This is a genomic window from Salicibibacter cibi, from assembly GCF_016495865.1.
GTDB lineage: Bacteria > Bacillota > Bacilli > Bacillales > Marinococcaceae > Salicibibacter > Salicibibacter cibi.
In genome coordinates this window covers 746,092-758,681 of sequence record NZ_CP054706.1, presented here as the reverse complement: position 1 = coordinate 758,681, position 12,590 = coordinate 746,092, and the positions used below count along the sequence as shown (strand labels likewise).

The 12,590-nt window shown below is 44.6% G+C and carries 14 protein-coding genes; 4 read left to right on the top strand and 10 right to left on the bottom strand.

Features of this window, described 5'->3' with window-relative positions; all coding sequences use genetic code 11:
• Positions 1–14: 14 nt before the first annotated feature.
• A complete protein-coding gene (mbcS, locus tag HUG20_RS03675; protein ID WP_200088211.1) occupies positions 15–1,601 on the bottom strand; it encodes an acyl-CoA synthetase MbcS in 1,587 nt (528 codons plus the stop codon).
• 355 nt (positions 1,602–1,956) lie between these two features.
• Between mbcS and HUG20_RS03670 the strand changes: the two genes are divergently transcribed.
• The 3 genes from HUG20_RS03670 (at position 1,957) to HUG20_RS03660 (ending at position 5,024) form a co-directional block, all read left to right on the top strand.
• Positions 1,957–3,138, top strand: a complete 1,182-nt coding sequence (locus tag HUG20_RS03670) for an iron-containing alcohol dehydrogenase (RefSeq protein WP_200088209.1) — start codon at positions 1,957–1,959, stop codon at positions 3,136–3,138.
• Between the two features lie 31 nt (positions 3,139–3,169).
• Positions 3,170–4,459 (top strand): GntP family permease, encoded by a 1,290-nt coding sequence (locus tag HUG20_RS03665; protein WP_200088206.1) that lies wholly within the window; start codon positions 3,170–3,172, stop codon positions 4,457–4,459.
• 100 nt (positions 4,460–4,559) lie between these two features.
• Entirely contained in the window at positions 4,560–5,024 is a 465-nt protein-coding gene (locus HUG20_RS03660; RefSeq protein WP_200088204.1) for a DinB family protein, read from the top strand.
• A 232-nt stretch (positions 5,025–5,256) separates the two neighbouring features.
• On the opposite strand, the gene HUG20_RS03655 is transcribed toward HUG20_RS03660, so the two are convergent.
• The gene (locus HUG20_RS03655; RefSeq protein WP_200088202.1) at positions 5,257–5,844 is read right to left on the bottom strand and encodes a zinc-binding dehydrogenase; all 588 of its coding nucleotides are present in this window, start codon (positions 5,842–5,844) and stop codon (positions 5,257–5,259) included.
• On the bottom strand, positions 5,841–6,020 hold the full coding sequence (locus HUG20_RS03650) for a hypothetical protein (protein ID WP_200088200.1): 180 nt from the start codon (positions 6,018–6,020) through the stop codon (positions 5,841–5,843). The genes HUG20_RS03655 and HUG20_RS03650 overlap by 4 nt, the downstream gene beginning before the upstream one ends.
• Before the next feature lie 534 nt (positions 6,021–6,554).
• Between HUG20_RS03650 and HUG20_RS03645 the strand changes: the two genes are divergently transcribed.
• Positions 6,555–8,063 (top strand): BCCT family transporter, encoded by a 1,509-nt coding sequence (locus HUG20_RS03645; RefSeq protein WP_246476526.1) that lies wholly within the window; start codon positions 6,555–6,557, stop codon positions 8,061–8,063.
• Between the two features lie 101 nt (positions 8,064–8,164).
• Here the strand turns inward: HUG20_RS03645 and HUG20_RS03640 are convergent, their stop codons facing one another.
• From HUG20_RS03640 to HUG20_RS03610, 7 genes are all read right to left on the bottom strand, one after another.
• The gene (locus HUG20_RS03640) at positions 8,165–8,668 is read right to left on the bottom strand and encodes an O-acetyl-ADP-ribose deacetylase (RefSeq protein WP_200088198.1); all 504 of its coding nucleotides are present in this window, start codon (positions 8,666–8,668) and stop codon (positions 8,165–8,167) included.
• Positions 8,669–8,680: 12 nt separating this feature from the next.
• Positions 8,681–9,421 (bottom strand): type I methionyl aminopeptidase, encoded by a 741-nt coding sequence (gene map, locus HUG20_RS03635; protein ID WP_200088196.1) that lies wholly within the window; start codon positions 9,419–9,421, stop codon positions 8,681–8,683.
• A 109-nt stretch (positions 9,422–9,530) separates the two neighbouring features.
• Positions 9,531–9,818 (bottom strand): hypothetical protein, encoded by a 288-nt coding sequence (locus HUG20_RS03630; protein WP_200088194.1) that lies wholly within the window; start codon positions 9,816–9,818, stop codon positions 9,531–9,533.
• On the bottom strand, positions 9,815–10,408 hold the full coding sequence (locus HUG20_RS03625; RefSeq protein ID WP_200088192.1) for an Rpn family recombination-promoting nuclease/putative transposase: 594 nt from the start codon (positions 10,406–10,408) through the stop codon (positions 9,815–9,817). Before HUG20_RS03625 ends, HUG20_RS03630 begins: the two co-directional genes overlap by 4 nt.
• 197 nt (positions 10,409–10,605) lie before the next feature.
• Positions 10,606–10,938 carry a hypothetical protein gene (locus HUG20_RS03620; RefSeq protein WP_246476525.1) on the bottom strand — a complete coding sequence of 111 codons (333 nt, stop codon included), beginning with the start codon at positions 10,936–10,938 and terminating at the stop codon, positions 10,606–10,608.
• A 354-nt stretch (positions 10,939–11,292) separates the two neighbouring features.
• The gene (locus tag HUG20_RS03615; protein WP_200088189.1) at positions 11,293–11,652 is read right to left on the bottom strand and encodes a PH domain-containing protein; all 360 of its coding nucleotides are present in this window, start codon (positions 11,650–11,652) and stop codon (positions 11,293–11,295) included.
• An 84-nt stretch (positions 11,653–11,736) separates the two neighbouring features.
• On the bottom strand, positions 11,737–12,573 hold the full coding sequence (locus HUG20_RS03610) for an aldo/keto reductase (protein WP_200088182.1): 837 nt from the start codon (positions 12,571–12,573) through the stop codon (positions 11,737–11,739).
• Positions 12,574–12,590 lie beyond the last annotated feature (17 nt).

Here is a 12,590-nt window from a genome sequence, read left to right as displayed (position 1 = left end):
ACTTTAACCATTCATCACGTCGTCTCTTTTGCTTCATTCCTGAGTGTAATGCGTCTGATTTTTCCTGAGGTCGTTTTGGGCAATTCCTCGATAAATTCAATTTTTCTCGGATATTTATAAGGAGCGGTCAAACGTTTGGTGTGATCTTGCAATTCAGTGATAAGCGCTTCAGGATTGCAAATGCTTTCGGAATCCCGGAGCACAACATATGCTTTGACAACATTGCCCCTGATGTCATCAGGAACCCCGACGACCGCACACTCTTTTACTGCATCGTGTTTTACCAAGGCATCTTCCACTTCAAATGGGCCGATGGTATAACCGGAACTAATGATGATGTCGTCACTTCTGCCTACAAACCAAAAATAACCATCTTCATCCCGGAAAGCTTGGTCCCCAGTTAAATACCAGTCGCCTCGATAAGTCGCTTGCGTTCGCTCAGGATCACGATAGTAAGCTTTAAAAAGAGCCGGAGAATCTTTATGAACGGCAATGTCCCCAACCTCTCCCGTTGAACAAGGGGCCCCATTCTCATCAATCACTTCGACTTGATTGCCCGGTGTCGGCGTACCCATGGATCCCGGTTTGATGTCCATGCCTTCTTGGATGCTTACAAGCAATGTGTTTTCGGTTTGCCCATAACCATCACGAACATTAATGTTAAAGGCTCGTTGAAAAGCTTCTATCACGGGGCGATTGAGAGGTTCGCCCGCAGAAACCGCGCTTTTCAGATTTGAAAGATCGTAGCTTTTAAGATCATCGACACTCACCATCAAACGATATTCGGTCGGCGTACAGCATAATACTTCAATTTTTTCTTTTTCCAATAATTGTAAATAAGTGTCTGGATTAAAACCTCCGTGATAAACAAACGCTGTCGCTCCAAGGCTGATCGTTGACAAGAAGGGGCTCCAGACCCACTTTTGCCATCCGGGTGCGGCTGTTGCCCAAACGAGGTCTCCTTCCTTCACGTTCAACCATTTTTTTGCAGCAGTCTCTACATGAGCATAACCCCATCCATGTGTGTGGGCGACACCTTTGGGATTCCCCGTTGTCCCGGATGTATAGGAAAGGAAAGCCATGTCATCTCTCGATGTTTTTTCACCCTCGTATTGTTCGTTTTCTTTCTCGGCGAGTTCTTCGATCGAGGACCATCCATCAACCTTTTGTCCAATAATAAATCTCCGCTCGAGTGCTTCATGACCGTTCTCGATGGCATTGACTTCGGCAATTGCCTGATCATAAGCCACAATCCCTCTCGCCCCGGAGTGTTCCATTCGAAATTCCAGATCTTTTTTTCGAAGCATCTCGGAGCATGGAATGGCAACCAAACCGGCTTTGAGGCAAGCAAGATAAGTGATGTAGGCCTCAGGAATTCGAGGCAGGATAATTAAAACTCTGTCCCCTTTTTCCAGCCCAGAACGCCGTAACACATGTGCGTATTGATTTGTTTTTGCGGCCAACGCCGAATAGGAAACTTCTCGAATGTCTCCCTGCTCATTCTTCCAACGAATTGCCGTACGGTTAGGGCCTTCTGCGAATTTCGCCACCGCATCAGCAATATTATACTGGGCTGGCGCAATCAAATCTTGAACATTCATCGGTCAACCTCCTCATATAAACAATGTCATCCATTTCTTATGCAAACCCCGTGCCACATATTAGAAAACGTGACTTTTCATTAAAAAAGAAGAGATAACGGATTTTAATTCTATCTGTATAAGGTAACCGAAAATCCCCTTCCACCTTCTGATTATTTCAAACCGTGTAAAGCAAGAGATGTATAACTGTATAAGTGTATAGACACTACTGTTAAACAAAAATGTCCATGCCCATTTGTTCTATCTTCGCATACTTGTATAAACACAAAATCAACCACTTCACTAAATATCTTGGTAACGGCATAGAAATTGCATTTATCGTGGGTACGAATTTGATAAAAGAAAGGTGATCACCATGTATACTATGCATTTTCCGAGACAAGTCGTCTATGGGGAAGACAGCTTGAAGAATGTGGGAGAGATCGCGCGACAGGAAGGAACACGCGCGCTTTTGATCAGCGATCAGATCATGGAAGAACTAGGAAATGTTTCGGTCTGTCGCCAGCTAATGGAAGAAGCGGGCATTGACGTCATTACTTATCTAGGCGTGGAATCGGAGCCTACCGACGCATACGTCGATGAGGCGTTATTTATTTGCCGAGAAGCTGCTTGTGATCTTATTGTCAGCATTGGCGGCGGCAGTTGCATCGACACGGCAAAAGCGGTATCGGTCGTCATGACAAACGGCGGATTTGTGAGCGATTACATGAACCAAAAAACAATCGCCTCAAATGATGGGCTCCCGTTAATCGCTATTCCGACAACCGGCGGAACCGGTTCAGAAGCAACCGATGCCACTGTGATTACGAATAAAAATAACGGAATTAAAATGATGATCAAGCAACCCGCACTTATGCCAAAGATAGCGATCGTCGATCCGCTCCTTACCATTTCCACCCCGAAAAACACGACAGCGGCTGTCGGCATCGATTCATTAACCCATGCACTGGAGGCCTACATTTCCAAACGCGCCCATCCGTTCACAGATCAGCTCGCCCGATCTTCTTTTCAATTAATCATGGAAAATTTGAAAACTGCTTACCAAGATGGATCCAACAGGACAGCGAGAGCCAATACCATGTTTGCCTCCATGCAAGCCGGCATGGCTTTTTCCAACGCCTCTGTTTGCCTTGTCCACGGCATGTCGAGGCCGATTGGTGCCCTTTTTCATGTTCCTCATGGCATTTCCAACGCCATGTTGTTGCCTGTTGTTTTGGAATATAGCAAAGATTCTTGCCAAGAACGTTTACATGAACTGGCTTCTCACGTCTACCCCGAATTAAAAGACGAATCACCAAACGAAGGCGCGGACATCCTTGTTCATCGTATTCTTACCCTTTGCGAGGAATTAAACATTCCCAACTTGGGCTCATGGGGCATCGACAAGGAAGCATTTGAACAGGCATGTCCGAAAATGGCGGAAGACGCTCTCATGAGCGGAAGTCCCGCCAACAACCCCAAAGTACCGGCAAAAGACGAGATCATTGATCTCTACCAACAAGCATTTCGGTATCAATATTCATCTAAAACAACATAGATCCAATATTAAGAAAAAGGAGCAAATGTTCATGCTTGGCATACTACTCGGACTAATCCTTTTGATGATCCTGGCCTATCGAGGCTGGTCCATCATATGGATCGCCCCGATATGCGCCGGTATTGTGGCAATCACCGGTGGTCTTGACTTGTTGGACGCCTATACGAACACATATATGGGTGGATTTGTGGATTTTGCCAAAGAGTGGTTCCCGGTGTTCATGCTTGGCGCAGTTTTCGGCAAATTGATGGAATACACCGGCATGGCAAATTCAATTGCCACAGGCATTATCAACGTACTCGGCGCAAAACGCGCAATTCTCGGTGTATCGATCTCGTGCGCGGTACTTGCGTACGGTGGCATTAGTGTATTCGTCGTCGCATTTGCCGTTTATCCCCTCGCGTTAGCTATGTTTAAAGAAGCGAATCTGCCTCGACGGTTAATGCCAGCAACGCTTGCGTTTGGAACACTAACATTTGCTATGGTTGCTCTCCCTGGCACCCCGCAAATCCAAAACTTAATCCCCACAGACTACTATGGGACGACTGCAGCAGCGGCCCCCATCATGGGGTTAACCGCGGGCGCTTTTATGGCCATTACCGGCTACACGTATTTAAAATGGCGAGAGAAAAAAATAACAACGGCCGGTGAAACATATACAGAACCCCCGCAAACAAATGAAGTGGAAAATACGATAAAAGGGGCACCGCCCCCGTTTCTAGTATCCATTTTACCACTTTTTACTGTCGTCATCACATTGAATATTTTGCAGTTTGACATTATCGTTGCCTTATTGTCGGGCATTGTATTGAATTTGCTTTTATGTATTCAAAAATACAGAGGATTTATCACAGCCATGAATGAAGGAGCCAGCGGTTCCGTTTTGGCTATCATCAACACAAGTGCGGCCGTTGGGTTTGGAACGGTTGTGCAAAATGTCCCCGGATTTGCTCAGCTTTCCGACCTTATTTTAAACGTTCCCGGAAGCCCACTTGTTTCCCAAGCCGTTGCCGCCAATGTGTTGGCGGGAGCAACCGGTTCAGCCTCCGGGGGTTTGGGAATAGCGATGGAAGCTCTAAGTGATACTTATATGTCTGCGGCACAGACCTTTGGTATAGATCCTGAAGCATTTCACAGGATCGCATCGTTGGCTTCGGCAGGGCTTGATTCACTTCCCCATAATGGTGCGATCTTAACGATCCTCATTGTCACCGGTATGTCTCATAAAGAATCTTATAAGGATATCGCTGTAGTATCGGTCATTATTCCAATCTTGTCGGTCATTCCGGCAATCATTCTCGCCAGCTTCGGCATTTATTAAAATAAGGTCCCAATATAAGATGTTTAACATGTATCACAACAAGGGTATTCTCAATTAGATGAACTCTATCTAATGAGGCAAAAGAAAGGACGATGCAAAGATGAATGAAGAACAGATTTTCCAACAAATTAATATGGTCAGACAAAGTACATTGAATGAACTGGACAGCTTATCAGAACAACAGGCAGATCAAATGCCCGAGGGATTTAGTAACACAATCCGTTGGAACTTGGGCCACACCTACACGGTTCAAAACGTTTTACTTTCAAATTACGGCGGAAAAAATATTGAAACGCCTTCTCGCTACTTAGAATTGTTTGCCCCGGGCACAAAGCCCGCCGATTGGAAAGGTGAGATCCCGACGCTCGACGAAATAAAACAACATCTTGAAGAGCAACCGAAAAAATTGAAGGAAACATTGTCCGGGCAACTCGATGATGAAGCGCCGAAACCATTTATGTCCCTCTCAACGGTCGGTGAGATTTTGAATTTTACGTTGTACCATGAAGGGATGCACGCCGGAATGATTAAGGGCATCAAAAAAGCGATCGGCGGAGCAGATTAACGTATATAATCATTTATGAAAGAGATTGAACACCGACAAACGTACAGATCCCGAGTTTAGTCATCCTCGGGATCTTATTTTTAACTATCCTTCCTCCACATCTTTTAACAGGTTCGTCAATGTTAACCAACGGACGGAAGGATAACGATCTTGCCCACATGCTTTCGTTGTTGAAAAAACCGCTGTGCTTCATGAATCTTGCTTAACGGAAAAATTCCAACCACTTGAGGGTTTATTCTACCGGCGTATGCATGGACGACCCGATTAACCTCCGGTTGTGCAGGTAGAGCCGACGTAAGTCGAATGTCATATTTGCTCCACCAACGGCTCCTGCGATCACCCATCGTCCCCCTTCTCGAATGAGCGATAAAACGCTTGCTACAGCTTTTCCTCCCACAACGTCAACAACCGCACCCAAACCTTGGGGTGCCGCATCTAATATGTTTGTCTCCATATCAGCAGAATCACGGTCAACAACGTAAGTTGCACCGGCTGCAGTGACCTTCTTCATTTTATCCGATTTGGTTAGAGCTATAATTATGGCACCTCGTGCCGCTGCGAGCTGTATCAACTCCATCCCAACTCCACTCGAAGCACCTGTGACAAAGACCGTTTCCCCATGCCCAATTTCGGCACGCTCTAACATTCCAAGAGCCGTTCCGTATGCCGTGGGCAAGCACGCCAATTGTTCATTATTGTTGACAGATGCGGCGCTTACGCGCATCAGTACTTGACCGGTTTGAACATCAGGAATGGACATATCGTCTTGCACATGCAAGGCGTCTGAGCCACCAAACGCGATAAGCACTGCTGCTGTCATGACATTGGCTTCGCTTTCCGCGGACGAACGGTCAAGCCTCCTCGCGCAAAACCGGCGCTGCGGGGCCTTGACGCGTCCGTTTTTCCGCTGGAGTCGCGCCATTGCAGCACCGTCCCTCCGTACGTTGCCAGAAGTGCAAGGGTTTTTTGCTTATAGGGTGGGTTCCTTGCATCCAACTTTGACAACACCAACGGAAAATGCTTATGTGCCAGTCTTTTTCCGTTATTCAACAATCCCTAATTAGCGACATGATCCCAATGCCCGATGGTTTTCCCGATATGGACATGCCGTACAATTTTTCAAAATATAAACCCTTATCTTTACTTTAGATGGAATTATTCTTTATATAACAGTCGTGTTGATTTACCATAAAATACCTATCCATAGGTGTCCTATATTGAGTCCTCAGAAACGAGATCTGCGGACTCCGAGGTTGACTCAGGAGCCAGATGAGTCCTCAGGCTCGGGTTTTGGGGGTTGATAATGAGTGCCGAACGGCAAATTTACCATAGTATACATCTTTAAAGGGGTGTAACAAAGCGCCGCGGTTGGATAAATTAGGATAATCAACGCGCCTGTTTATATAATAAACACATTGTATATATAATCATGATTATGTTATAGTCATGATTATGTGTTACGAACGGTATTAACGATCCTTGTTTAGCTTGACTTTAACTCGTTTTGACAATATATTTGGACGTTCTGGGGTGGAATTAGTTTTGTTAAAAGGGAATAGTGTTTATAAAATTTCTCTGCTGTTAAGCATTGTATTTGTCGTTGTCGGCGTTATTTTTTATGATTGGTTAGGTGAACAAGCATCCGTTTTCTTGGACTTTGCTGTCGCGAACTTTAATTGGTTTTATCTTTTGGTAGGTTCTATCCTCGTTTCACTTTGTTTATATTTAATGTTTTCGAAATACGGTAATATTCGGCTGGGAAAGGATACGGAAAAACCGGAATATAGTACTTTTACCTGGATTACAATGCTGTTTGCTGCCGGAATGGGTGTTGGTTTAGTATTTTGGAGTGTTGCAGAACCTGTTGGCCACTACACAACGCCGCCTTATGGTGAAGGATCAACATCTGCAGCTGCAAATTTGTCCCTGCAATATACGTTTTTCCATTGGGGATTACACCCATGGGCGATTTTCGGGGTAATAGCCTTAGGGTTAGCTTACTTTAGTTATCGTAAAGGGTTGCCAACAACGATAAGCTCCATTTTTTATCCGGTATTGGGTAATAAAATTCATGGAAGCGCCGGAAAAACGATCGACATTCTCGCTGTTTTTGTTGCGGCGGTTGGAGTGGCCAGTACGTTTGGCTTAAGTACATTGCAAATATCAAGTGGCTTAAACTATCAATTTGGCACTCCCGACACATTTACTTCCCATCTCATTATTATTGGGCTCGCTACCACTCTTTTTATCATGTCCTCATGGTCCGGACTAAATCGCGGGATAAAATACTTGTCCCACTTTAATATGGCATTGGTGTTTTTACTCATGGCGATCGTGCTTATAGTCGGCCCCGCAAAACAGATTTTCGAAATGTTAATTAGTACAACGGGAAGCTATGTTGGGAACATTGTGCCTATGAGTTTAAGACTGGACGCTTTTAATGGTGAAGCCAGTCAATGGATTGGCAATTGGACAGTCTTTTATTGGGCTTGGTGGACAACATGGGCACCTTTCGTCGGCGCTTTTATTGCAAGAATATCCAGAGGCCGTACGATTAGGCAATTTGTTTCGGCTGTTTTATTAATTCCTTCGTTAGTATCTTTTGTTTGGTTTTCAGTTATCGGAGGTTCTGCTTTGCATTTCGTTCATAATTTAGGCTATACAGCGCTCGCAAGTAATATTAATGCCGATGTTGAAGCAGCGTTATTTATGTTTTTCGAAAGCATGCCGTTGGGGTTTTTGCTTAGTGTACTCGCAATTATATTGATTTTTGCTTTCTTTATCACTTCAGCTGACTCAGCCACTTTTGTACTTGGAATGCTAAGCAATAATGGAAACCTTCATCCATCATCTTTCGTTAAAATAACCTGGGGAGTGGTTACCGCAGGGGCTGCGACTGTTTTTATATTAGCCGGTGGTGTCGATGCAGTGAGAACCATCTCAATTGTTATCGCCTCTCCATTTACCATTATATTGTTGTTTATATCCTATGTTTTACTGAAGGAAGTAAGAAAAGAAACACAAACAATAAAAAGTTAGGAGTTGAATCTTTTCCAATGAACAACTAAACGATTGGATACGACTGACACTCATAACGTGAAAAACGCACCTGAGCAAATTGCCAGGTGCGTTTTTCATATCTACTCTTTTATCATGCCTTCATACAAATCATAATTTTCCATGTCAAAACAAATAAAAAAAACTTTTTCAATCGAAGGTTTATACCCAAACTTTTGTTCGACCGTTTCTACTGCAACCCTTGCCGCACGTTCCTTCGGAAATCCATAAACGCCGGTACTGATATTAGGAAACGCGATCGTTTTCAGATCATGCTCCACCGCGACCTGCAAGGAATTTTTATAACAATTTTGAAGCAGCTCGTCTTCGTTATTTTCACCCCCGTTCCACACCGGTCCCACGGTATGAATAACGTGGTGCGCAGGCATTTTCCCCGCGGTTGTAATCACTGCTTCCCCGGTCTCACAACCGCCGATTTTTTTGCATTCTTCCAGTATTTCTTTTCCGCCGGCACGATGGATTGCGCCGTCCACGCCACCTCCGCCACGTAACGTTTTGTTGGCAGCGTTAACGATCGCATCTACATCGAGTGTCGTTATGTCTTCCCGGAGAACTTCAATTTTCATCGCCTTTTCACCTCACGTTACAATGATCGGCTCGTTTTTTGTCACAATAATGGTATGTTCGATCTGGGCGACCATGCTTTTATCCCGTGTCGTTAGCGTCCAACCATCTTCTTTTTCATAAATTTGTTCGGCTTTCGTAGAGACGAATGGCTCGTAGGCAATTACCATGCCATCTTCTAAAAGTGTTCGATCCCATGGGTTAAAATAATTAAAAATATGATCGGGGGCGTCACGCAAGGAATGGCCGACGCCGTGCCCGGTTAAATTTTTAATGACTTTGAACCCTTCTTCTCTTGCTGTTTTATGAACGGCACGCCCCACATTGTTCAGCTTGCCCCCTGCCTGAAATTTTGCTAGTCCGGCATCAAAAACTTTCTTTGTCGCCTCGAGCAGCCGGCTTTGGGACGGTGTTGCTTCGCCGACGACGAAGGACATGCCCGTATCCACCCAATAATCGTTGTAGGCGCCGGACACATCGATGTTGACGAGGTCCCCTTCCTGAATGGCTCGCTCGCCGGGGATTCCATGGGCAACTTCTTCATTGATACAGATACATGTATTCCCCGGAAAACCATACGTGCTGATCGGCGCCGAAACCGCGCCACTATCCGCAAACATCTCCCCTGCCAATTCATCAAGCTCGATTGTTTTCACGCCAGGCTTCGTCCGACCGATCATTTCATCACGAATCCCCGCGATCACCTGTCCCGCTTCTTTCAATCCTTGGATATCTTTATTGTCTGTTGCAATCATTATGAAGACCCCTTTTAATAAAAATGAAGGCAGCCTCTGTGTAGACTGCGCAACTGATCTCTTTCATTTTATTGTAGCCTTCTTGGCTTCATGCAACAACAATGAGGCTTTAGGGGCGAGGGGAAGGTGAAGCTATAGGGCGCAGCACCAAACCTTCTTCTAAAAGGCTGCGGGCAACGGTTTCTAGTGATTCTTGTTTTCCTTCTTTCTTACCTTCTTTTCTGCCTTCTTCTAAACCTTCCCTTCTCGCGTCCTGTTTCCGAAGTTCGAATTCCCGTTTTGCAGCCTCTTCATCCATAATCTGTTTCGCCCGTTCTTCATAGGCTACGCGCTGTTCTTTTGTTGAGCTGAGTTCTTCCCAGTGACTGAAGGCATCGTATAATGTATCATCTTTCATGGCGATCCTCCTCGGACCCACACGAGGTGGGTTCTGCAGGCGTTGCCACAGGAGGTGGCGGTTTTAGCCTGCCTTCCTTTAATTTTATCATCATAGACTTTGCTGTTCCTACGATCAACCATCCCGAGCATCAACAGCCACCTCGCCAATACATCATTCCATGGGTCAAGTTTATTAGCTTTCCAGTCTATGATCAGTTTGCTCATTTCGATGAAATGAAATTCCATCACATCGGTCAACCGAAATTTTTGCTCATCTTCGTATAAGTGATAAGTAGTATGAAATTGATCCGTTCCTGCGAATAAATCAAAATTAAGAATGTTAATAGCTATGACCGGGTGCAAATCTCGATATGCCATCCCTTTTTGTAATGGGCGCCGGTAAGTTCCGGCCCAGTAATACAGTGAACGCATAATCATGTCATGTTGATTCGTGAACTGAATTTCAATATTAATTGTCTCACCGGCCTCGGTGGTTACCAGCAAATCAAGCCTTGACTGCTTGTCATCGGCATATTCTCCGCCCGCTTCCGTGTTCTCGAAGTTGATATTCGTGATGGTATTTCTACCTGTATTGCATTTATTCGCCACCTTATATTATAGCATAGTTATGTTATTGATACGGGAGATCAAACCAACTTTTCGGAATTTTCTTCGCTTATATTTGGGAAACTTACATAGGGTTCACAGAATTACATAGAGGGGCAATCTTCAGTGGAAGGGAAGTAGAAAGGAAAATTGATTTTCGAGGGTCTGTAGATGTCTACACTCGTCTGCAGGCTATAAACTTAGGCAAAAGACACTCGTACACTTCCCTCTTTTTGAGCTGCATCAAAACAACTTATGACAAAGTTATCAAGTTCACTTCTTAGCCATGTTAAATATTCGTCATTCAGATCATAGGGCTCATTATCACGATGTAATTGATTAAGGGCCGTCAGTGCTTTCTCGGCTTCCGGCAACGACACTTCCTTGCTCTGGCCATTCCCGCTTACACCGGCATAAAAATCATAGGCATCAAATAAGCGATAAACGATTAACGCATTCGGATTTCCCATCGTAAAACGAATATGACAAATCTCTTCACCTGATTTATTAAATCCGCAAATGTCGTGACTCACAAAAATTCCTCCTTCTGGAATTAAAATTGAAAAAATTCGGTCTAAAAACAATCAGGATTTTCTTAGGGATGGGTATTGATACGGGACAATTTAGGGGGATTGACAGGCAAGACACACAACGCTGATGGGTGTTCTTGAAAGGAATCTTGAAGAGAGAAGGTGTGGTTGCAAGGGGGCAACAGAAAAGGTCAAAGGGAGGGCTAAGAGAGGAAGAGAAGATAACTAATTATTGCACGATTAAAAATAATTGTCAAATTAAAAGCGTTGAAAAAGTCCCCCTATTATTTGGGGATTTTTCGTCCATAGATCTTTAGTCCCACCCTGATTCCCGGCCAATGTTTGAAAAACCTTCTTTCACCCACCCGCCTTCATCATTTGTCTCGATAATTGCTTATAAAATCCGACCGAATCATTTCCTTTAATTAAATTTAACTGGTGATCTTTCGAACGAGTGCTGATGCGAACGGGATTCGAGATCGACATCCTCCGGTCTTTCAACAATGCAATTTCCTCAATTTTACTGTAAGGAATGCTCACAACTTCCGATCGTTTTGAAACCCATGATTTTTCTACAAAAATAACTCTTTGATCGGTGAGCGCGACAAAATCAATCAGCAAGCCATATGTATGCAGAAGCTGTTCGTCCCCAACTAAATATTCCCGTGCCTGATCCTGGTGTTTTTTACGATTATCTGCTTTTTTCCAAAATGCCATTTGTGCACACCTCTCAGAAAGATGAAGTAGCTACCCTTGGGATGTGATCCTCTTAGTAGCTACTTGATTGATTGTATTCTAAGCTTAGAATTCTTCGTAAACGGCCGGGTCCTGGTTCTTCCTGCGGCCATCCGGACGTGTCAAATCATTTAAAGCACCCATGTCTTCATCATCCAGAACAAAATCAAAAATCGTGATGTTCTCCTGCTGGCGCTTGGCAGATGCGGATTTCGGAATCGCGACGGCGCCGAGTTGATAATGCCAGCGCAACACGACTTGAGAAGCGGTTTTATCATGCTTGTCTGCGATTTTCTTGATCGTATCGTTGCTTAAAACAGCATCCATTCGCATTAAAGGGCTCCATGATTCTGTAACCACCCCGTGTGCTTCATGCCATTTCCGCTGTTCGTCCTGGTTGAAAAAAGGATGCAGTTCCACTTGATTGATACTTGGCAATACACCCGTTTCTTCTTCCAATCGTTCCATATGCTCCGGAAGGAAATTGCATACGCCGATAGAACGGATAAGTCCCCATTTCTTCGCATCAATTAACGCTTTCCACGCCTCGATATATTGATCTTGCATGGGATTCGGCCAATGGATCAAATATAAATCATAGTAATCAAGATTGGCACGATAGAGTGATTCCTGGATCGCCTTCACTGCCTGATCATAAGTATGGTATCGGCCGGGAAGCTTCGATGTGATGAGCAATTCTTCACGTGTTACAGATGTGCGCCTGACCGCCTCCCCGACCGTCCCCTCGTTTTCATAATTATACGCGGTATCAATGAGACGATAGCCTTGATCAATGGCACTCGTGATGGCCGCTGCACCCTCGTTTCCCCATAATTCATACGTACCGAAACCAACGGTCGGTACACGCATGCCGTCATTCAGTGTGATTTCTGGTATTTGCATCGTCTCGTATCACTCCT

Excerpts from the sequence above, each read along its gene's own strand:
- mbcS (WP_200088211.1), bottom strand. The coding sequence starts at position 1,601 with ATGAATGTTCAAGATTTGATTGCGCCAGCCCAGTATAATATTGCTGAT.
- HUG20_RS03670 (WP_200088209.1), top strand. The coding sequence starts at position 1,957 with ATGTATACTATGCATTTTCCGAGACAAGTCGTCTATGGGGAAGACAGC.
- HUG20_RS03665 (WP_200088206.1), top strand. The coding sequence starts at position 3,170 with ATGCTTGGCATACTACTCGGACTAATCCTTTTGATGATCCTGGCCTAT.
- HUG20_RS03660 (WP_200088204.1), top strand. The coding sequence starts at position 4,560 with ATGAATGAAGAACAGATTTTCCAACAAATTAATATGGTCAGACAAAGT.
- HUG20_RS03655 (WP_200088202.1), bottom strand. The coding sequence starts at position 5,844 with ATGACAGCAGCAGTGCTTATCGCGTTTGGTGGCTCAGACGCCTTGCAT.
- HUG20_RS03640 (WP_200088198.1), bottom strand. The coding sequence starts at position 8,668 with ATGAAAATTGAAGTTCTCCGGGAAGACATAACGACACTCGATGTAGAT.
- map (WP_200088196.1), bottom strand. The coding sequence starts at position 9,421 with ATGATTGCAACAGACAATAAAGATATCCAAGGATTGAAAGAAGCGGGA.
- HUG20_RS03630 (WP_200088194.1), bottom strand. The coding sequence starts at position 9,818 with ATGAAAGATGATACATTATACGATGCCTTCAGTCACTGGGAAGAACTC.
- HUG20_RS03615 (WP_200088189.1), bottom strand. The coding sequence starts at position 11,652 with ATGGCATTTTGGAAAAAAGCAGATAATCGTAAAAAACACCAGGATCAG.
- HUG20_RS03610 (WP_200088182.1), bottom strand. The coding sequence starts at position 12,573 with ATGCAAATACCAGAAATCACACTGAATGACGGCATGCGTGTACCGACC.